The organism is Candidatus Zixiibacteriota bacterium (genome assembly GCA_026397505.1).
In the GTDB taxonomy this organism is placed as follows: domain Bacteria; phylum Zixibacteria; class MSB-5A5; order GN15; family PGXB01; genus JAPLUR01.
Genome location: JAPLUR010000123.1, coordinates 18,645 through 39,161 on the forward strand (window position 1 = coordinate 18,645; position 20,517 = coordinate 39,161).

The following is a 20,517-nucleotide window of genomic DNA, read 5'->3' on the forward strand; positions in this document are numbered from 1 at the left end:
ATTATGCTGTTTCGACACAAAGTAGTCTTCTGCATGCTGCTGTTCCTTCTTGCGGGAGGCATGACCGCTTCATCTTCTGATTGCCAGGTTGGCGATGTCAGTTTTTCCTCGACCGACTGGGGCAAACAGAGAGCCTGGGTGAGTCTGACCGATTCGTCTGGCGACTATAAGTTCGTTGTTGCCCGGATTGAAGTCAGTTTCCCCCACAGCGCCATCTCTCCGAAAAGAATCTCCATGAGTGCCTTCATATTGGAGCCGCTGACAACAACCAGGATTGAAGTTCCCTTTGAAATACCCTGCAATTTTGACACCGGATTCATTCAGTTCGACCTTTATAATGTGGTCGATACGCTGGACACATTGCTGGAATCGCAGAAATTACTTTCCAATAAATATCCCACGGTACATGCGCTTCCTGAGGGGCTCAAGATGCTCCTTCCCGAGAAAATAGAGGTCCCCGCCTTTGTCGATAAGAACGTGACCTTTGATAATTATTTCACCAGAGTGTTTTTTGTTTTGCTTCATCAGGGGAAAAGTCTTGATGAGATTTCCGTGCTCTCGGGCGCCGGCGCCGACTATATCAGCAGTCTGACCGCCCAGCTGCAATCATGGCAATATATTAAGCAGGAAGCTTCGGGCCCGAAACCGGCCTTTGCCGTGATTGATAAACCCGCCATAGATAGACTTAGACCGATGATTGACAGCGCCGTTGAAGATCTTTATAAAACCATAAGTGTTAACATCCCCCGATACGACAGCACCATTGAGGCGCTGGCTTCATCGGGAAAACTGACCCGTGATAAATTCAATCTCTTTGATGGCGGTTCCATTCTTTACCATAAATACCCGGTGATATTGACTCTTTTCCTGTGGGATAAGCTGGGGCGCGATTTCGTCAATGACGGAGTGGAATTCAATATTTTCGCGAATTCAAATCCCTGCAACGCTTTTATGCTTGAATATATGTACCTCGTCGGCGCCGACAAAGGTAATGCCGGGCGCTCTTTCTATCATTATCAGAAAGATCCCGACGGTGAGCGAATTTATTGCGCCGATTCGGAAATAGCTATTAACTGTACCCCCCGGACCGGTATTTCTGCGGATGGTCGTGCCTTGTATGACTGGTCTTTTGCTGAGAATTCCCCTTCAACTTATTTTTCTTATGATGAAAGTAAAGTGGCTCCGGGGTTGTCCATTCTCGCTCATGGCGCTGGAACATCTGTCGCAAATTTGAAAGCGGAAATTACAAAAATGTTCTCCGGCCCTCCTTACGGAACATATTTCCGCGGAGCGCGATACTGGTGCTGGAATTTGATTGTTACCGAATTGCTGGATAAGCTGACAAAGGGCAATCTCCTCACCCGGGAAGGAAGCGGATTTTATATATTGAATAAGGTGACCGATTGATGAGAAAGACAATTCATAAGAGTCTGGCGCTTCTGCTGGCGGTGCTTCTGCTGTTGACGCTTGCCTGCACCAGAAGGAATCCGCCTCGCGATGAAATCCCCGTCATCAAAAACCTGCTGGCGAAACTGGATCGCGCCGTCAAAGAGCAGAATGCCGCCGCAATAGATTCATTGATAATTGGCGAGGCCTTTAATCAGGGATATAGCTCGACAAAGATATTGGATGACGTTTACGCCGGAGGCCGAAGTTTCTACACTTTCGGTCGGAGAGAATTTTTCTATACCCGGGATCGGGGGGTGGTCAACTGTTTTATCATGGCCGACAGCGCCGATATCGGACGTCCGACTGAGATTACCCTGGTGAAAGCCGGTGACCGCTGGCTGATTAAGAGGTTCGATCTAAAATAAGAAAGCCCCGCCGATGGGCGGGGCTTCGATACTCGGGAACTCAATCCTGCGGCTTTTGACCTTGCGACAGGTTTCCCTGAAGAAGTTTGCTGTATTCGGTTTTATTCCTCAGAAGATCCATGGCCTGTACGACACCGGGGTCGGTTTTGAGAATGATCTCCTCATAAATTCCCCGTTCGCCTGCAATCTTGGCCACGATTTCCCGCTTGATTGCCTTCTTTAAATAATCGATGGATTTGGCAAAATCAGCTTCCTTTTCCTTTTTTATTTTTTCCTCGAAATTGGATATAGCCGGAGCGAATAAAGTATCCTTCTTTTCCTCTTTGACTAAATCCTTGATTTTATCCAGGGAGACTTCAAGCGAGGTCTTATATGTGAAATTTTTGCTTTCAATAAATGATCTTAATTCCTTGACCATTTCATCGGTGACAGGCGTCTCGCGACCGAAATCCGGGTGGGCTACCAGATATTTCACCGCAAAATCAAAGAACATCTGTTTTCTTTCCAAATTGATCTCCAGTGGAGTGAGGAAAGGATCCTGAGCGATTTCGACATCGGGCAGGATGCCGCCGCTGCCATAAACCACCCGGCCATTACTGGTGTTGAATGTTTCTTTCTTGGAAACGGCGATGGAATCGGCCCCGATAGAGTCTGCACTTTGTCCCTCAAGAGTGTCCAGACCGGCCATATCGGCACGAGCCCCATCTTTCCACTCCTTCTCCGGTTTTTGTATGCATCTTCCGGAAGGGACATAATATTTAGCCGTAGTCAGTTTCAGCGCCACCTCATCATCGGTTCCGACCGGGAAAATCTGCTGCACTAATCCCTTGCCGTAAGTGGGATGTCCCATGATAATACCGCGGTCCCAATCCTGAATGGCTCCGGCCACGATTTCCGAGGCTGAGGCGGTGCCCTCATCAACCAACACCACTAGCGGCTTATCCGGAAACATCGGCAGACGGCGGGAATAATACCTGCGCTCCGAATCCGAGAACCGGCCGCGGGTGTAAACAATCAGTTTCCCTTCCGGCACAAACAGTTCGCCTGTTTCGACCGCCTGCTGCAGAAGGCCGCCGCCATTGGATCGCAAGTCAAAAATCAATCCGTCGATCCCTTTCGTATTCAGATCCGAAATTGCCTGAGTTAACTCGTTGCTGGTTTCTTCGGCAAAGCGGGAGAGCCGGATATAACCGATATTGCTCCCTGGGATAACTCCATAGTAACTTACCGATTTGAGTTCGATAATTGCCCGTTCCATTTCGAAATCGAGCATATCGGGAATACCTTCCCGCTTGATCTTGAGAATGACTTTGGTCCCGCTGGGACCGCGCATTAGTTTTGAGGCATCGGCTGTGGATAATTTATAAGTTGATTTGCCGTTGATTTCAAATATGAGATCTCCCGATTTCAGCCCCCTCTTATAGGCGGGCGAGCCTTCCATCGGAGTCACTATGATGATGTGATCATCACGGGCATCAATCTCCATCCCCAAACCCTCATATTTCCCATGAGTGCTTTCCATCAATGCATCATATGATTTCTTCTCCATCAAAACGGAATAGCGATCCAGATCCTCCAGCATTCCGCGAATACCGGCGTTAATCAATTCTTTGGTATCGACATCCTCCATATAACGATTCTTAACATCGAAAACCGTCTGATTGAATTTCTTTATCTCGCGCAGAAGCGTTTCACGCGGATCCTGGCCGACACTATCCGCCGCATTTGATGGTGTCTCATCGAGATTTATATGAAGAGTATCCGCGGCCAAATAGATGGTTTTGGTCTCAGGAGGCTGGACAGCTTCCCCGCTTCCAACCACCCAGATCAATCCCATCATAAATGCTGTCAGCGCCAGTATCATCATAGTAAATCTTTTCATCCCAAAGACCTCCAATATGAGTAGTTCACCAATGTCAATCTATCTGTTTACCACATTTTGTCAAGCAAGATGAGAACCGTGATTATATCCTATCTGCTTGACAATTTAACAGTTAAGACGGAAATTAAGTTTCACTTTTTTTACGATGGTGGCATGCTACCTGCAAATCGTTAGACAGCAAGATGTTATCTGAACCAACTGGCTTCACTGTGAGACCCGTCATAAATTCCCGCCTTCCTGTTCGACCCGGAATCTCATATCATGTTGAGTTTCAATGAAAAATGCTCTCTTATGCAAGTTTCTGCAATAATATTGTTCAAGTGCTTAACAGCTTAGAGCGATTTCGGGGGTGGATTATGTTTGACATAAGTGGCGACCAACCCTATTTTGATTCGAGTAATACCGCTCTATTATGCAAGAAAGTTCATTAAATTTTGAAAATTGACAACATTAGACACCTCCTCTTTGACTTTGATGGTACACTCATCGATTCCTCGCGCGGGGTGATAATCGCAACCAATTACGCGTTGAAAGCCTTGGGAGAACCGCCTCGGACCGATGAGGAAATCAAGCGTTTTATCGGTTACCCGTTGGAAGAGATGTTCCATTCCTTTTCAAATAAGCCGTACAGAGAATTCTGGAGGCACTTTCAGGAGATCGGCCTGGGTGCGATTGCCGCCTCGGCTGAACCGGTCGGTGAGGCTGATCGGGTGCTTGATGTCCTTTTCAAAAGGGGATATGTAATCGGAATCGGCACCACCAAGATGCGCGTGCATGTAAACAAGATTCTTGAAAAGCTGCATTGGAATCATATGGTATATGCGTTTGTCGGGGCCGATGATGTCGCAAAGGTCAAGCCGGCGCCGGAAGCATATCAGAAATTACTGCAGATGCTGGGCGGGAAAATTGAAGATTCGGTTGTCATTGGCGACACCGTCAATGATATTCAGGCCGCGCGGGCGGCCGGCCTCCCGGCCATTGGCGTAAGCTCCCCTTTCGGTCGTGAAAATGATCTTCAGGCGGCCCGGCCGGATCTTTTTTTGCATCGCCTCGAGGAATTGCTGGAGATACTGAAATGAGTAAGCGCGGCAGTAAAGTGACTTCATGGCACGCGGCCCATTTCAGCATCACCCCTCCGCACGACTTTGCTCTTTCTCTTCGATTTTCACAAAGAAGCCGTTTCGAGAATGTCGATGACGTTCACGATAAGAAGCTGCGCCGAGCGCTTCTGATTGGCGATGTGCCGGTGCTGGCGGAAATTGAATGTCTCGGCGATATCGAATCTCCTCACGGAGTAGTGCGCTGGACGGCCTTGAACACCGGGAAAGTGAAGCGATCCGATGTCATTAATGCCGCCCGGAAAATCATATGCGCCGATCTCGACCTGCTCCCCTTCTATCTAAAAGCGTCTCGGGACAGACATCTTATGACTTTGATCGAGAAATTTCGCGGCCTCAAACCGCTTTTGACATCGACCATATTTGAATCTGCAGCCTGGGCGATGATGGGTCAGCAGGTGAATCTGCATTTTGCATATACCCTCAAAAAGAGACTGGTGGAAAATTTCGGCAGAAAATTCCATCATGCTGGTCGAGAATGGTTTCTCTTTCCTCGCCCGGCCGATCTCGCAAAATTGGAGGTCGCTGAATTGAGGAGTCTTCAATTTTCCGCTCGCAAAGCGGAATATCTTCGTGACCTTTCGTTTTACCTCTCCAAAGACAGCTCGCTTTTCGATTCTGTTGTGGAACAAACATATTTGTCCGCCGTACATTATCTTATGAGTATTCGCGGGATCGGAATCTGGTCGGCCAATTATATTCTGCTGCGCGGCGCGGGCTTCCTTGATTGCCTTCCACTCGGCGATTCCGGCCTGCATCGCGCTGTCAGGATTGCCTACCGGATGCGCGCCATCCCCGACAACAAGAAAATTGAAAAACTGGCGCGCCCCATGATACCTTACCGCTCGCTGTTTACCATATACTTGTGGTTTTCTTTGATGAAAGAGGAGAATGGCATATGAAATGCCTGTTTGTTCATCAGTTCAGCACCAGATTCGGGCGGTTTCAACTTGCTGAAACCGAAAAGGGAATCGCCGTAATCGGGCTTCCCACCGAGAGTTCGACCCGCTTTCTATCCGTGCTGGCAAAGAAATTTGACGGTTACAAAATTGCGCAGGGGGGTAGCGAAAATAGAAAAGCTGAAAAACAAATACAAGCTTATTTGAGAGGGAAATTGAAAAAGTTCTCCCTTCGACTTGATCTCAGAGGAACTCCTTTTCAAAGAAAGGTGCTGCGACAGGTAGCGGCGATTCCCTATGGCCGGACGAAGACTTATGGTGCCATTGCGATCGCAATAGGACTACCGGGCGCCGCACGGGCGGTCGGCATGGCCAATGCCCGTAATCTGCATCCTCTGATCATCCCGTGTCATCGGGTCGTCGCCTCCAATGGCCTCGGTGGTTATGGCGGCGGATTGAAATTGAAAAAGCAACTTCTTGAAATTGAAAATATAAAAATCTGTTGAGCGATAGGAGATTCTATGGATTCCAGAGTAAGGAACTTGGCCAAAATTCTGGTGCATTATTCATTGAAAATTAAGCCCGGTCAGTTGTTCAAGATTGCGGCCGAACCGGTGGCTGAGCCGCTGGTCAAGGCTGTTTATGAAGAGGCTCTGGCCGCGGGAGCATATCCCTATGTGGAAATTTCGCTTATCGACCTCAAAGAGATGTTCTACAAAAAGGCCAACGATGCCCAGTTGAAATACATCTCTCCCATCCGGGAATTCGAGATTGAAAAGATCGATGCCTATCTTTATATCTGGGGATCGACCAATACCAAATATCTTTCCGGCATTGATCCCTCCCGCCAGCAGTTGAACAATAAAGCCGGGCGTAAGTGGATGGATAGATACATTGCCAGAATAGGGGATGGCTCGCTCCATTGGTGCGGCACACAGTTTCCCACCCCCGCGCATGCCCAGGATGCCGAAATGTCCATCACCGAATATGAGAATTTTGTCTATCGCGCCGGGCATGTCGACGAAGCCGACCCGGTGGCCTATTGGCAGAAAGTGGAAAAGGAACAGGACCGATTGATCAAAATCCTGGACCAGGTGGAAATAATACATCTTTTGACCGACCAGACCGACCTGACTCTCAATGTTAAGGGACGAAAGTGGATCAATTGCTGCGGCCAGAAGAATTTCCCCGATGGTGAGATATTTACTTCTCCGATTGAAAATAGTGCCAATGGTACAATTCGGTTCAATTTCCCGGCCTTCCTTACTGGGCGTGAGGTTTCCGGAGTGCAGTTGACTTTCAAGAACGGCGAAGTGGTGAAAGCCGGCGCTGAAAAGGATGAAGACTATCTGATTAAAATGCTCGATACCGATGAAGGGTCGCGTCGAATCGGCGAATTTGCCATCGGCACCAACTACGAAATCACCCAATTCACGAAAAACACCCTCTTTGATGAAAAAATCGGCGGTACCTGTCATATGGCGGTGGGTGCTGGTCTCCCCGAGGCCGGCGGCCGGAATAAATCGGGCATTCACTGGGATATGGTGCGTGATCTGAAAAAAGGCGGCGAAATCATCGCCGACGGCAAGCTCATATATAAAGACGGCATCTTTATAATCTAATAAAAAGGCCCCGCCTTCTCCGGCGGGGCCTCAATCTGCCGTTAATCTTTAGGCGGAGGGCCGCCCTTAATAACGAAATTTATCAGATAACCTATATCACGAAGGGTGAGCATGTTATCCGAATTTGCATCCCCCGCCCTTATCGTTACTGGCGGAGGACCACTGAGATAGAGTGCAGCTATCATGTACATTATATCCTGCATATTTATTAAACCGTTATTATCAGCATCACCTCTTCTGACATAACGGGCAATGACATCCCCGCCCACGACGACCGGACCGTATTGAACCCAGGCATTGGCCAGATTGATAATCTTGCCGTCGACTATGGAAGTGTCAACTGATGTCAACACTCCGGGTGGAGCATATCTGTCCAGGCCAAAATACAGACGGGCGATCTCTCCGTTACCCGGCGCCAAACGCGACGTTCCGCCGCCGGTATCGGCAATGAGTTCGAACACCAGTTGATGCATGGGGTCATTTCGATAAAGCACCTTCAGCGCTTCGAAATTTGATGTGCGACTACCGAAGCTCAGCGAATCAAATCTTAAATTCATTCCCGGCGAATAAGATACCGGGATAATAATTGAATTGAGTCTCTGTGAATTCTTTAATACAACTGGCATGACTGCGGTATATCCCGAATAGGCTGAATCGGTACCGAATGTGAGTGTATCCGCCACAACCGCTATCAATTCCTTTCTGGTGCGATTCAGCGTTCCTTCGGATGATTCAATTATCAGGGTAACATCATAAGAGCCGGGGGAATTGTATTGATGGGTCGGATTCGGCAGAGAAGAGGAATCCCCATCGCCGAAATACCATTTCCAGCCGGCCGCAGCCGGATTGGAGATATCGGTAAAATTGACGCCCAGAGTACCATATCCCAGCGTACTGTCCGCAGTGAAATTGGCGCCCCAGTTGTAGGCCGCCAGAGCATCGATAACGCCCCATCCATAATTGTTATCCGGATTCTGCGCCTGGCCGGCCGTGAGCATCAAACTCTTTCTTATCTGAAGCGGCGTCAGGGAAGGGTTGGCCGATAAAATCAGCGCCGCAGATCCGGCGACCAGAGGCGCCGCGAATGAAGTTCCGCTGGCATAAGTATAAGCATTATCGGCCCAGGCACCGGCGGTGTAGTCTGAGACACCCATGGCACAGACTTCCGGTTTTATTCTGCCGTCATAGGTTGGGCCGCGGGAAGAAAATGTGGCGATATATCTTGAGGCATCGACCGCCCCGCAGGCCAGAATATCAAAAGCATCTGCCGGGGCACTAAGAGTGCCCGCGTTCGGGCCTGCGTTCCCCATAGAGTTGCAGACAATGATACCCAGTCCGGCGGCTAGATTGGCCGCTTTTGTCGTTACGGCGGTATTACCATTGAAATCGGCGTAGGTGTACCAATCCGAGTATCCCAGTGAAGATGATATGACATCGGCGCCGAGGGAATCGGCCCATTCCATCGCCGCCACCCAGTTGTCCTCTTCAACCTGGGTCTCGCTTCTCATATCCTCTGTCTTGGCCAGAAGGAAAGAGGCTCCATAAGCAGGACCGAAAATCCTGCCGGAATAGCTTCCCCCAAGAGTCGCCCATGTTTCCGTGCCGTGGTCGTGCTGGTTTACATCATCTCCAGGCTGATTATCGGTGTTGCCGTCATTGAATATAAAATCATATTCGGCCAACACTCGCCCACTCTTATATGCCTGGGCGAATGCCTGATGTGATTTCCTGTAACCGGTGTCAAACATGGCCACAATGACATCCTGCCCTTTATATCCCATATCATGCATGGCGGGAATATTAATCATATTTACCTGCGCATAAGAGAGACCATAATTAAGGCCGGTTATATCGCCTGGTTTTTCCAGACGTGAAGGAATGGGGGTTTCGGAAGTGGGTGGCCTATCACCCTTGAAGGAGGCCACCGGTTCAATCCGGCCGACAAAAGGCAATGCGGCAATCGTTTCAATCATGCTGACAGGAACCTCAAAACTGGCCGCGTTCAGCCAGCGCGAAATCCGGCGCAGAGACGCCCCCTCGAGAATAATTTGCGCAATATATCCCTCATTCACCGGAAGATCGGCAAAGGTAATTCCTGTGATGCCCATCTTCTGCCGCCTTGATACGGTATGCTCACTAATGGCTACTTTTGCCGCAGCCTGTCGAAAGGCGGATTCATCATAGACTCTCTTATCGAGGAAAAAGACCCAGATTTTTACCTTGTCCCTATTCTGTCCAAGCAGGTAGCTGCCGGCTTTTTCGGAAATTGCAGCCGGAGGCTTGGTTAGAACCAGGGGTTTTTCCAGAAGACTGCCGGAATCAGCGGCATAAAGGGAATTGGGGAGGATGGCGGTGAGGAATCCAATGGTCTTTATGATTCTTAGGAAATTCATGCCGAGTCCTTCCTGTAAGCATTAAAGGCAAATCGTAATGAGTTGACTGATAATAAATTAATAAATCCTCGTCCGATGTCAAGGAGAAGTTGGCAAGGCGCTATTAATATGGGGAAGACCCCATATATTTTGCGGCGCACAAGGATCATCCAGTCCGCTTTCACAATTTATTACCAATGACGTGTAAATCTAATGCTTTGTGCATCAAAAAGATATGTTGGATAACCGGTCGGTCGTCATATTTTCTCATAAAGGGCATCATTTATGCAAAATAAGTTCGCAGAAAAGCCAGATGGAAGGAAATGGAGATTATGAATAATAGATTGAAATCGATTGCCGGTATTACAATAGTGGAATTAATGTCCACCGTGGTTGTGATCGGAATTATCTCGGCTGCTGCAGCCCCCAGTTTCAACCGTGCCGTCCAGAGAATAAAATTCCGCAGCGAAACCAAGAATCTGGTTTCAACTCTGCGGATGGCCAGATCGCAGGCGATTTCGGAGAAGGCCCCATACGGGATCTACTATGACGCGACGAATCGCACCGTCACCACATTTAAAGATCTGACCAATCTCGCAAATTATACTTTTGAATCGGGCAGCGATTCGGTGATAAAGGTTGATCAGCTCCCCTATGATATTGCCTATCTATATGCCTCTTTTCCGAATTCGACAGTTATTTATGAGCCGAATGGAACCGCTTCGGCCAGTGGGGATATATATCTGCTTACGACTGATCGTGGTATAGTTAATACCTCTCAGGTCAATGTCTTAGCTTCGACAGGTCGGGCCAAAGTGGCTTATATCCATAATTATTGACCAAAGCTCCCTCTTTCTCATCCTCCGGTAGAACCTCCCGTCCTATGGACGGGGGGTTTTTTTATAAATAAATTCGTTAAGTGTTAAAAAATTGAACCGGACGTCCGATAATCTCAAAGAAAACCATATGTCAAAGGCTGATAAGGCGAATTGTTGAGGAGACTCGTATCAGATTGCCGGTGGTTAATTTTGAGGAATTATTGACGATAAATGATAAAGATGAATAAAAAGACTCATAATAATAGAAGAGACGCCTATGTTATTCTCTAAAAGGAGCAAGAGTACCGTCGGTCTGGACGTCGGTGCAAATTCCGTCAAGCTGGTAAAGCTTGACCATAATAAGGGGGGGCTGGCTGTTGCGGCGATGGGAATCCGAGAACTCCCGCCCGAGGCCATTGTGGCCGACGAAGTGCGTGACCGCGATGCCGTTATATTCAATATTCAATCTCTTATCGATCAAGTCGATCCAAGGATCAAGGATGTCGTTGTTTCCATATCCGGATACGGCGTGATTACCGACAAATTCACGATCGACAAAAAATCCGGTTCCGAGGCGGAACAGGCCATACTCTTTGAGGCGGAACAACGCTCTCCCTTTGATGTTGAGGATGTCACGCTTGATCATCATGTCATCCGGGTCGATGAAGAGACCAAGAAGGCCGAAATTCTGCTGGTCGCTGCCCGCAATGAATTCCTCAATTCCTATATCGAATTGATTCTGGATGCCGGTCTGCAGCCGGTTGTGGTCGATATCGATGCTTTCGCTACTCTGAATGCCTATGAGTTCAATTACGATATTGATCCTACCCGGACAACGGTTCTGGTCAATGTCGGCTATGATGTCACCAATGTCCTTTACCTCAATGAGGGCCTTTATCATTCGACGCGTGACATTTCCGCCGGAACCAGAGATATCTATAACTCGATCCAGAAGGAATTCCGGTTGAATGCCGAATTGGCCGGCAAGGCTCTGAAAGGGGAGATGAAAGACTCCATCGACCAGGATATGCTCAAGGCCACCATTATCTCTTCAATTGAGGAACTGATTTCCGGTTTGGAACTGGCCTTCTCATATTTCAAAACGCAGGCCAAGGTCAGCAAGATTGACTGGTTGGTGCTCTCCGGCGGAGGAGCTCTGGTGCCGTACCTTCCCGAATATCTGCAGTCGAAATTGAATATCCCTCTGGAGATACTCAATCCTCTGCGCAATATAGATTTTGACCCCGAGATGTTTCAATATCTGTCTCCCGAAAAGATCGCCCCCCTTCTGACCGTACCGGTAGGATTGGCGATTAGGAAGGTGAGGTAGGGCTATGATAAATATAAATTTGATTCCCAAGCAGTACCTCAAACGTTCCGGGGGAGTCAGTCTGGGCAAACATGGCATTTATGCCGCGGCCGCTGTTTGTGGTATCATCCTGATGCTGGGGGCTGTCACGGTCTATCAGCTGCATCAGATGAGAGAGTTGAGCGGGCAGATGGAAATCGCCCGGTCGCGAACCGCCCAGTTGGAAAAGGATATCAAGATGGTCGATGCTCTGATTGATATCAAGGCCAAGATAACCAACCGCATGGAGGCGGTGGAGCGGTTGGATCGTCACCGCGGCGCCTGGGTCAGAATTATAGAGGATCTGACTCGTAACATTCCGGAATTTGTCTGGCTGTCCAGTTTCGTCGAAATTCCGGAAAAACCGGCGGTTTCCGCACCTAAGCCGGGGCAGGCCGGCAAGAATGCGCCGCCCCCCAAAGTCGAGACCGCGACCGTTGTTTCCGCTCCGACCGGGCCGATTGTCAGACCAGCCGAGATTGAAGGCTTCACTTTCACTCTCAACGCCCTGGCCTCTTTCATGATCAAGATGATGAGATCGAATTTCTTTGAAGATGTCGACCTGGTTTACTCCAAGGAAATCGCTTTTGGGAAACAGAAGGCATATAATTTTAAACTGAGCTGCAATGTCCATTATTTGTCCGACGAAGAGTTGGAAAAAATAGTCGCTCAGCAAACTGATAGTAATCTGGAAATTACAAACTAAAGAGAGGCGCCATGGATTTCAGAGACCCAAAAATTCAGAAGATTTCCCTTGGCATAGTAGCCTTCTTTGTGGTGGTATATTTTTGGTACACTAGACTGTATTCCAAATATGACATTCAACTGGCCGGCATGACCGGGGAATATGAGACGATGATCACCAACCTGAAGAATGTCGAGATGAAGTCCAAGTCCTTAGACGCCCTCAAACTGGAATATGCCGATTTGCTTGGGCGTTATCAGGAAATTGAGCAGCTTCTTCCCGAAGTTAAGCAGATACCCTCTTTCCTGGTGCAGTTGCATACCGCCTCATCGTTGACCGGGACCAAGATTGTCAAAATTGAGCCGCAACCGATTAAACCGGAAAGCTTCTATAACGTGGCCAGTTTCAGTATCGAAATGACAGGTACTTACCACGATTTCGGCAAATTCATCGGCTATGTGGCCAATTTTCCGTTTATCGCCAATGTCTCCGGTCTTGACCTGAAGGCTGTTGCCGGGAGCAACACCGCCACGCCGGCGACAAATGACGAAGGCATCGCGGTGGAATTACAAAAGCCTACGGTCACCGCAAGCTTCACCCTCTCTACCTATTTTGTCAAACCGGAAGAGAGATTACAGGAACTGGTTATATAAGGAGATGGGGAAGTTATGAAAATTAAATATCTAATTTTGTCAATAGCGATTCTGCTTCTCGATTCGGCCGTGTTTGCAGATGTCAACCTTGATCGGCTGCATCTCAAGCGGGCAAATGGCGAGACTGTCCTCAAGATAGATGTCTCGGGGCCTTTCCAGTTCACGCATCAGATTGAGGATGCCAAAGATGGAAAGCCATTCCGGGTCATCGTCGACCTTTTCCCGGCGGTGCATAATCTGGGGCAGAAAATATTTGCCGCACTGCCGCCTTCCATTGTCACTTCCATCAGAACCAGTCAGTACGCGGTGAAGCCGGAAAAGGTGGTCCGAGTCGTTCTGGACCTGAAAGAACCCTCGGTTTATCGCATAGAAAAAAGCGGCAATTTTGCCTGTCTCTATATTCCCGACAGCAAGACCGCTGATTTCCCGGAATGGGCCAGCACTTCCGATAATCCGATACCAACACCCGCGCCGGTAGTGACCGCCTCAGCAGAGAAAGAGGCGAAGCCAGCCGAAGCTTTGAAGCCTCAGCCGGCAACAGTTCAGAATAATGCTGTGGTTCCGGCCCCCGAGCCGGTAGTGACCGCCTCCGTGGAGAAGGAATCGAAACCAGCCGAAGTGGAAGAAGAGAATGTGACAGTCATTTCCACACCAGAGGTGACCGTGTCTGAGGCTCAAAATCAGCCGACCCCGCCCCAATCCCGTTACATTAAACCGAAGCAATCCTCATTAATTGAGCGGGACATGGCGGCCGAAGAACGGAAACCTGTTCCGACTGCAACACCTTCGATACAGGCGGGCGCCCAGGTAGCTCAGAGTGAAGCTAAACCGTCTGAGAAACAGACAGAACCCCCCGTCATATCGACCACAGTCCCCGCGCCAACGGTGACCACTCCCGTGACTGCCCCGCAGCCTGTCAAGCAGGAAGAGAAAAAGCCGATTGTCGCCACGGTGACGCCTGCTCCGGCCAGACCAGAGGCCAAGAATATTGGTACTGCGCCCATTACGGATTCTTCGGTCAATCAGGATGACATCTATTTTGACTCTGACGTTGTGGCCGGAGGAGTCTCGGCCGACGATATGCCGGCTGTGGAAGGCCCCGGAACGAATGATTCTGCCGCCGCCAAATCGACTTCGCGCTTTCGCCGCGAACCGGCGATGCCAACTAAGCTGAAAGGAACCATTGTCGCTGAATTTCCGCAGCGAATGGTTATTGAATATGCCCCGGGCGTTTTCCGGGATCCCTTTGAAACCCTGATTGATGATGCGAGACCGTCCGACGAATCTCGGGAAAACAAGATTCCTGATGTTGAAACCTCGCGGCTGGTGGGAATCCTGGAATCTGGCACCGGCAACAACCGGGCCATTCTGGAAGATCTCGACGGCTATGGCTATTTTCTCAAATCCGGTGACAAGGTCCAGAAAGGTTTTGTCGATCGGATTGAAGGCGATAAAGCATTTTTCCAGTTGTTTGAATTTGGATGGAGTCGAACCATTGCACTCTATCTCGGTCATAATTAATGAAAGGCGGGATTGAATATGATTAGTTCCAGATTAAGAAAATATGACTGGCTGTTCATGACCCTCATGATGACGGTCGGTCTGTTCAGCTTGGCGGCTTCACAGGCTATCACCGGCAGTGGCGACCCTTCGCAGCCGATCGAGAATATCACCTATCAGGCCGCCGATATAAGAACGGTCATAAGGTCTCTCGCCGAATATGGCAAAGTCAACGTCGTTGTGGCCCCCAACGTTCAGGGGAGTGTGACGATTACTCTCCGCAATGTCGCCTGGGATCAGGCCCTGAAGATTATCGGGCAGACATATGACCTGGCCGTGGTTTTTGAAAAGGACAACTACATTAGAGTCCTGGCCGCCCCGGATTATCGTAAGGAGCAGACCGAAGTAGAAAAACATAACATGGAAAAAGAAACCCTGGCCCGGCTGGATGTCAAAATTGTAAGATTGGCCAATACTGCCGCCGCCGAAGTGGTCGCCTCGGTTAAGTCTCTGATGACCGCCCGGGGAAAAGTCGATGCCGACGAGCGCACCAACTCACTCATTCTCCAGGAGGTTCCCGAAAATCTCGATCGGGTGGTGAGTTTCATCAAGGAATTGGATAAGCCTTCTCGTCAGATAAAGATATCGGCTCAGATTCTTGAAATCTATTCCACTGATGCTAATGAACTGGGTATCGACTGGACCGCCGGCGGAAAGAAGATTTATGCCGACGGCGATCGCTCTATCTCGCAAACCGCCACGCAGAGCGGCGACCGGGTAACCGATCCGTTTGTTAACTACAATATAGTCGCCATACAGAGAGGCTGGGATGTTAACGCCGCCATCTCTGCGATCGTGAGCGAAGGCAAGGGCAAAATTATCGCTCATCCCGAAATTACAACTATTGATAATAAGGAAGCTCGCATTCAGATGGGTCAGCGCGTGCCTATCAAGCAGTTTGACCAATCCGGAAATGTGGTTATCCAGTTTGAGGAAGTCGGCACGATTCTGAGCTGCACGCCTCATATTACCGCGGAAAACCAGATTCTCATGCATCTGAAGCCGGAACGAAGCACTCTGCAGCCCGACCCGAGCGGTATTATCATCAATACCAATAACGCCGAAACCAATGTCGTTGTGAATAATGGTCAGACGGCGGTTATTGGCGGCCTGACGACCCAGGACGAGAAAGAATCGGAAGTCGGCGTGCCGATTTTAAAAGATATTCCGATTATCGGCGCCATTTTCAAATATACACGAAAAGGTGTTGAAAATCGTGACCTCGTAATCTTTGTTACCCCGACCATCGTGGAGCTGGATATAGCCGAAACGGCGCCGTAAGATACCGTCATAATTCCCAACCCGCCCCTTCGGGCGGGTTTTTTTTGGTTAAAAGTAATCCCAATTATTCCGATAATATCATAAAGGAGATTAAAGAATTCAATTCTCATTGAATCGTCAGTCATAACATTACATAAAAACAGGAGTTGTCATGAGACTCAAAAAACATTTTGTCGGTGCGCTTGTTCTGGCTCTGTCGGCCCTGATGATAATGTTCATCGGCGGTTGCAGTTCCTCCTCAAACGATTCCAAGTCTGAAGGAACGTTGCAGGTGTCCAGCGTGACGGCCAGCCCGGCATTGATCACTGTCGGCGCCACCACCGTGGTGGAGGCGGAAGTTTCCGATGGCAGCAAACCGCTGCCCAATCGCGTGGTTACTTTCACGGCCACACCCACGACGGCCGGTTATTTCAATCCGGCAGTCGATACTACCGATGCGGATGGTATCGTTGCGTCCGTATTCACGGCCACCCAGTCGGGCGGGACAGTTATAACGGCGACCCTCTCCGCAGGCTCCTCCAAGAGCGTCTCGGTCAATATCACTCCGAGACAGCAGACCGGCTCGGGGAATGTTGACCTGGCCATTTCGCCCACGTTGCTTCTGGCCGACGGGCTTTCGACCTCGCAGGTGACCATAACTATCAGAGATGCCAATCTTCAGCCCGCGCCCGATTCGACCGTTGTCAAGCTGACGGCGGGAGAAAAATTTGTCGATGTGGACCATAACGGTTATTTTTCGAGTGGCGTTGACTCCGTGGTCTATGACGCCATTCCCAACGGACACTGGGATCCGATCGGGATCATTCCCGCCACAGTTCTGACATCGGGAGGGAATGGTCAAGCAGTGGTTAATTATACCTCCGGGACCGAGGCCATTACAGTCTATATCAAAGCGACTGTCACAGACATCGGTTTGCAGGGAGATGCCGAGACATCAATACAGTTGACTCCGGATGCCTCTATTGCCAGCATTGCCCTGATGGCACAGGATATTCACCTGGCCGTAAAATCAACCGGCGGCATAGAGCATTCTCTACTCCAGGCAGTGGCGTATGATGCCAACGGCAACCGTGTTCCCGAAGGTTTGCAGATTTCATTTATTATCACCGATGGCCCTGGGGGCGGCGAGCATCTTGGCGCCATGGGGTATGGCCCTTATGTTGCCACCACCAATTCTCTCGGCCTGGCCAGTTGTCCGATCGCCTCCGGCACGGTCGCGGGAACGGTTCGCATTCGGGCCTATGCCGATACGGTTCTTTCAAACGCTACTCAGATTATGGTCCATGCCGGTCCTCCGGCCAAAATTGTCGTCGGTGCTTCCAACTGTAATGTTCCCTATTGGGGATGGCTCAATAAGCGAGTTACGGTTACGGCACTGATTTCCGACATCTACCACAATCCCGTGGCCGATTCGACCGCCGTTTATTTCACTTGCGATGAAGGGACCATTAAAGCGCACGAGGCCAGAACCATGTATGAGGAAGGGTTGGCCACAACGGAATGGATTTCCGGTTATGATGCCTCCGGCACCGACGGTATTGTGAAGGTCTATGCCGAGACCAATGGCGGTACTCTTATTGATTCCGGATATTTCATCAACAGCTGGATTCCCGACTCGCTCTGGTTCGTCGGCTTCCCGACCTCGCTCCAGGCCGATGGAAAATCCAAGGCGACTTTCTATGTTGAAGTCCGTGATCTCAATGGGAACTTTGTGGCTGACCAAACCAAAATCGATTTTAGCAGCAATTTTGTCGCGATAGCCTCCGGAGTCGTGGAAGACGGCTGCAACTCGTCTGTCGTCAAAGCGACCGTGACATCCACTATCCTGGACTATGACCATTCCATGACCGGAGTCATAGATGACGGTATCGGCGCTATCGACTATATCAACTCGGGTTATAAGGGATTTGTAAACAGCAATGTCACTTGCGCTCTTCTGACCGGTCCGGCTTATTACTCCGGCTGTAATTTGAATATAACCCAGACTGCGAATTATGGCACCTCGGTGCCGTTCTCGGTCGTAATCAAGGATCGCTGGAGTAATTTACTGGGAAATCATACTCTCGTGGCGAGTGCTACCGGCGGTACGGTCAGCAATGGAACCCAAAAGACGAATATGTATGGGGAAGCTTCCGGTTTCATGTTCAACGCCCCAAGCGATACGACTATAACCTCGGTTACCCTCAGCGTTCAGGATATTGACCCGAGGGGTAGCGTAACATTGAGCAAGACAATTTCATTGACCAAATAGATCTCGCTCCTGTTTTGTTTCGAGAGGGTCATCCCATTCCCGGGATGGCCCTTTAATTTTGGGAAAAATGCTTGATGTCCGGGGTTCCGCCATATAGATTTCCCATATGCAGTTGATTAATCCGGAGAAACTAAAAATCCTTCCCTCCCTTCATTTGACAATAATTGAAAGCTGCCGGAAACAGCCCCATAAAATTGCAATGCTCGGGAAGGCCGGCACATCCCGCCAATACACTTATGGCGAGTTGGCCGGCTATATTCTTAAGCTGGCCGGCGGATTGAGGTCGCTGGGGCTGAAAGCAGGAGACAGAGTCGGCATTCTTTCGGAGAATTGTCCTGAATGGGGATTAACCTATCTGGCCATTCTGAACGCCGGAGGGATAGTCGTTCCCTTTGATAGTGCCTGGAAAGAAATGGAACTGCGCAACATCCTTAAAATGTCTGGCATCCGTTTCATTTTCTGTTCCGGAAAGTATGCTGGGGTTGCCCGGGAGATTATTAATCAGTCGGCATTAGACACGCAATTGATTGGTTTTGAACCCGATAACGCACCTAATCTGGAAATATTGGCGAAGGCTGTACCACTGATCGGCGAATTAAGGAGTATGGAGGACCCCGCGGCGCTGATATATACTTCCGGAACGACCGGTGACCCCAAGGGGGTAATTCTAACTCATCGCAATATACTTTCCAATATTGAGGCGATAATACATTGCATTGAATTTTATTCCGACGACATATACTTATCCGTCCTGCCGCTTCATCACACTCTTGAAGCCACCTGCGGTTTTCTCCTCCCGCTTTGCATCGGAACGACGATAGCCTACTCAAAGTCGCTTAAATCACGCGATATCCTTGAGGATATCAGGAATCATGGGGTCACTTGCATGGTGGGGGTACCTCTTCTGTTCGAGAAGATGTATAAAACAATTGAAAAGAGAATTGAGGAATCGCCATTTGCTCGACGGTTGACTTACCGATTGCTCTATGGGGTCAGCAGACTCGCGTGGAATTTTAAAATCAGGGCTGGAAAATCCCTGTTTCGGAAATTGCGAAATAATGCCGGCCTCGGTTCCATACGCCTGCTCATTTCCGGCGGCGCCCCGCTTCCGGCCGAAATTGCCGAATGGTTCAATCTGGTCGGATTTGACTTCCTGCAGGGATACGGAATGACCGAATGCTCGCCGGTCGTCTCTGTCCATCGCCCTCATGATATAAGATTTGAATCGGTCGGGTCGCCCCTTCCCGCTCTGTCTGTTGAAATCGACAATCCGTCGCCGGAAGGTATAGGGGAAATAAAGGTGAAAGGGCCATCCAATACCCCCGGATACCTTGATAACGCCAAAGCTACCGCGGAGTTAATCAGGGACGGCTGGCTTTATACGGGCGATATGGGGCGCCTCTCGAATGGCCATCTGTATATAACAGGACGAAAGAAAAACCTCATCGTCAGCGCCGCCGGAAAAAATATTTACCCCGAGGAAATTGAAAACGCCCTGCTTATGTCGCCCTATATATTGGAATCGGTCGTTCTGGGCAGAAAGAAAGACAACAAAATGGGCGAGGAAATCTTTGCCGCTATCGTGCCCGATTTGGAAAGGATAAAATCCCATGAAAAGGTTCAGGGGCAGGAACCCGGCCCGGAGCAGATTCAGCAGATTATTGATGCCGAGGTGACAGCGGTTAACGACCGTCTGGCCGATTACAAGAGAATCAATCGATTCGAAGTTCGTTATCAGGAGTTTGAGAAGACCTCCTCCAGAAAAATCAAGCGGAGCCTATACCGGTAGCGAAAATGGTGAAATCGGATCAAATCAGCTTTCATACCCGCGGTGACGGTGATATCGTTGACATAACCGAAGCCATAGCCGGAAAAATCCAGGCAGCCGGAATAAGCTCGGGAGTTGTTACCGCCTTTGTCCCCGGTTCCACAGCCGCCCTGACTACGATAGAATATGAACCGGGGCTTCTGGCAGACTTGCCCGAGCTATTTGAAAGGATTGTCCCTTCTAATGTCTCCTGTCAGCACGATAAGACCTGGCATGACGGCAACGGTTTTTCGCATTTGCGGGCGGCCCTGGTTGGGCCGGACATCAATATACCATTTGTCAATGGGCAACTGCAGCTTGGCACCTGGCAGCAGGTGGTTTTCCTCGAATTTGACAACCGCCCGCGAGACCGCAAGGTAATCCTTCAAATAATCGGAGAATGAACG

General features: G+C 49.5%; 17 protein-coding genes. 15 read left to right on the forward strand and 2 right to left on the reverse strand.

Annotated features, from left to right (window positions below):
* The first annotated feature begins 3 nt into the window (after nt 1-3).
* Both NT002_12910 and NT002_12915 read left to right on the forward strand, forming a co-directional pair.
* Entirely contained in the window at nt 4-1,407 is a 1,404-nt protein-coding gene (locus NT002_12910) for a hypothetical protein (GenBank protein MCX6830158.1), read from the forward strand.
* Nucleotides 1,407-1,814, forward strand: a complete 408-nt coding sequence (locus NT002_12915; protein ID MCX6830159.1) for a hypothetical protein — start codon at nt 1,407-1,409, stop codon at nt 1,812-1,814. Before NT002_12910 ends, NT002_12915 begins: the two co-directional genes overlap by 1 nt.
* Nucleotides 1,815-1,854: 40 nt before the next feature.
* Here the strand turns inward: NT002_12915 and NT002_12920 are convergent, their stop codons facing one another.
* Nucleotides 1,855-3,696 (reverse strand): S41 family peptidase, encoded by a 1,842-nt coding sequence (locus NT002_12920; protein ID MCX6830160.1) that lies wholly within the window; start codon nt 3,694-3,696, stop codon nt 1,855-1,857.
* Between the two features lie 434 nt (nt 3,697-4,130).
* Between NT002_12920 and NT002_12925 the strand changes: the two genes are divergently transcribed.
* Genes NT002_12925 through NT002_12940 form a run of 4 tightly spaced genes read left to right on the forward strand, consistent with a single transcriptional unit; the run spans nt 4,131 to nt 7,335 of the window.
* Nucleotides 4,131-4,775, forward strand: a complete 645-nt coding sequence (locus tag NT002_12925; GenBank protein ID MCX6830161.1) for an HAD family hydrolase — start codon at nt 4,131-4,133, stop codon at nt 4,773-4,775.
* Nucleotides 4,772-5,716, forward strand: a complete 945-nt coding sequence (locus NT002_12930; protein MCX6830162.1) for a hypothetical protein — start codon at nt 4,772-4,774, stop codon at nt 5,714-5,716. The genes NT002_12925 and NT002_12930 overlap by 4 nt, the downstream gene beginning before the upstream one ends.
* Complete coding sequence (locus NT002_12935) at nt 5,713-6,219, forward strand: methylated-DNA--[protein]-cysteine S-methyltransferase (GenBank protein ID MCX6830163.1); 507 nt, start codon at nt 5,713-5,715, stop codon at nt 6,217-6,219. Before NT002_12930 ends, NT002_12935 begins: the two co-directional genes overlap by 4 nt.
* 15 nt (nt 6,220-6,234) lie before the next feature.
* On the forward strand, nt 6,235-7,335 hold the full coding sequence (locus NT002_12940) for an aminopeptidase (GenBank protein ID MCX6830164.1): 1,101 nt from the start codon (nt 6,235-6,237) through the stop codon (nt 7,333-7,335).
* 41 nt (nt 7,336-7,376) lie between these two features.
* Here the strand turns inward: NT002_12940 and NT002_12945 are convergent, their stop codons facing one another.
* Nucleotides 7,377-9,728, reverse strand: a complete 2,352-nt coding sequence (locus NT002_12945; GenBank protein MCX6830165.1) for a S8 family serine peptidase — start codon at nt 9,726-9,728, stop codon at nt 7,377-7,379.
* 311 nt (nt 9,729-10,039) lie between these two features.
* Here NT002_12945 and NT002_12950 point away from each other — a divergent pair, with 311 nt between their 5' ends.
* The 9 genes from NT002_12950 (at nt 10,040) to NT002_12990 (ending at nt 20,514) form a co-directional block, all read left to right on the forward strand.
* A complete protein-coding gene (locus tag NT002_12950) occupies nt 10,040-10,546 on the forward strand; it encodes a GspH/FimT family pseudopilin (GenBank protein MCX6830166.1) in 507 nt (168 codons plus the stop codon).
* A 256-nt stretch (nt 10,547-10,802) separates the two neighbouring features.
* Nucleotides 10,803-11,855 (forward strand): type IV pilus assembly protein PilM, encoded by a 1,053-nt coding sequence (gene pilM, locus NT002_12955; protein ID MCX6830167.1) that lies wholly within the window; start codon nt 10,803-10,805, stop codon nt 11,853-11,855.
* Nucleotides 11,856-11,859: 4 nt separating this feature from the next.
* Nucleotides 11,860-12,579: a PilN domain-containing protein gene (locus NT002_12960; GenBank protein ID MCX6830168.1), complete on the forward strand. Its 720-nt coding sequence runs from the start codon at nt 11,860-11,862 to the stop codon at nt 12,577-12,579.
* Between the two features lie 11 nt (nt 12,580-12,590).
* Complete coding sequence (gene pilO / locus NT002_12965; GenBank protein ID MCX6830169.1) at nt 12,591-13,211, forward strand: type 4a pilus biogenesis protein PilO; 621 nt, start codon at nt 12,591-12,593, stop codon at nt 13,209-13,211.
* Nucleotides 13,212-13,226: 15 nt separating this feature from the next.
* Nucleotides 13,227-14,732, forward strand: a complete 1,506-nt coding sequence (locus tag NT002_12970; GenBank protein MCX6830170.1) for an AMIN domain-containing protein — start codon at nt 13,227-13,229, stop codon at nt 14,730-14,732.
* Nucleotides 14,733-14,750: 18 nt separating this feature from the next.
* Nucleotides 14,751-16,052, forward strand: coding sequence for a hypothetical protein (locus NT002_12975; protein ID MCX6830171.1), 1,302 nt, complete (start codon nt 14,751-14,753; stop codon nt 16,050-16,052).
* A 151-nt stretch (nt 16,053-16,203) separates the two neighbouring features.
* Entirely contained in the window at nt 16,204-18,303 is a 2,100-nt protein-coding gene (locus NT002_12980) for a hypothetical protein (protein MCX6830172.1), read from the forward strand.
* 106 nt (nt 18,304-18,409) lie between these two features.
* Nucleotides 18,410-20,092: an AMP-dependent synthetase/ligase gene (locus NT002_12985; GenBank protein ID MCX6830173.1), complete on the forward strand. Its 1,683-nt coding sequence runs from the start codon at nt 18,410-18,412 to the stop codon at nt 20,090-20,092.
* 5 nt (nt 20,093-20,097) lie between these two features.
* On the forward strand, nt 20,098-20,514 hold the full coding sequence (locus NT002_12990; GenBank protein MCX6830174.1) for a secondary thiamine-phosphate synthase enzyme YjbQ: 417 nt from the start codon (nt 20,098-20,100) through the stop codon (nt 20,512-20,514).
* Nucleotides 20,515-20,517 lie beyond the last annotated feature (3 nt).

Excerpts from the sequence above, each read along its gene's own strand:
- NT002_12930 (MCX6830162.1), top strand. The coding sequence starts at position 4,772 with ATGAGTAAGCGCGGCAGTAAAGTGACTTCATGGCACGCGGCCCATTTC.
- NT002_12990 (MCX6830174.1), top strand. The coding sequence starts at position 20,098 with ATGGTGAAATCGGATCAAATCAGCTTTCATACCCGCGGTGACGGTGAT.
- NT002_12985 (MCX6830173.1), top strand. The coding sequence starts at position 18,410 with ATGCAGTTGATTAATCCGGAGAAACTAAAAATCCTTCCCTCCCTTCAT.
- NT002_12950 (MCX6830166.1), top strand. The coding sequence starts at position 10,040 with ATGAATAATAGATTGAAATCGATTGCCGGTATTACAATAGTGGAATTA.
- NT002_12910 (MCX6830158.1), top strand. The coding sequence starts at position 4 with ATGCTGTTTCGACACAAAGTAGTCTTCTGCATGCTGCTGTTCCTTCTT.
- NT002_12975 (MCX6830171.1), top strand. The coding sequence starts at position 14,751 with ATGATTAGTTCCAGATTAAGAAAATATGACTGGCTGTTCATGACCCTC.
- NT002_12935 (MCX6830163.1), top strand. The coding sequence starts at position 5,713 with ATGAAATGCCTGTTTGTTCATCAGTTCAGCACCAGATTCGGGCGGTTT.
- NT002_12920 (MCX6830160.1), bottom strand. The coding sequence starts at position 3,696 with ATGAAAAGATTTACTATGATGATACTGGCGCTGACAGCATTTATGATG.
- NT002_12940 (MCX6830164.1), top strand. The coding sequence starts at position 6,235 with ATGGATTCCAGAGTAAGGAACTTGGCCAAAATTCTGGTGCATTATTCA.
- NT002_12915 (MCX6830159.1), top strand. The coding sequence starts at position 1,407 with ATGAGAAAGACAATTCATAAGAGTCTGGCGCTTCTGCTGGCGGTGCTT.
- pilM (MCX6830167.1), top strand. The coding sequence starts at position 10,803 with ATGTTATTCTCTAAAAGGAGCAAGAGTACCGTCGGTCTGGACGTCGGT.
- NT002_12970 (MCX6830170.1), top strand. The coding sequence starts at position 13,227 with ATGAAAATTAAATATCTAATTTTGTCAATAGCGATTCTGCTTCTCGAT.
- NT002_12960 (MCX6830168.1), top strand. The coding sequence starts at position 11,860 with ATGATAAATATAAATTTGATTCCCAAGCAGTACCTCAAACGTTCCGGG.
- pilO (MCX6830169.1), top strand. The coding sequence starts at position 12,591 with ATGGATTTCAGAGACCCAAAAATTCAGAAGATTTCCCTTGGCATAGTA.
- NT002_12945 (MCX6830165.1), bottom strand. The coding sequence starts at position 9,728 with ATGAATTTCCTAAGAATCATAAAGACCATTGGATTCCTCACCGCCATC.
- NT002_12980 (MCX6830172.1), top strand. The coding sequence starts at position 16,204 with ATGAGACTCAAAAAACATTTTGTCGGTGCGCTTGTTCTGGCTCTGTCG.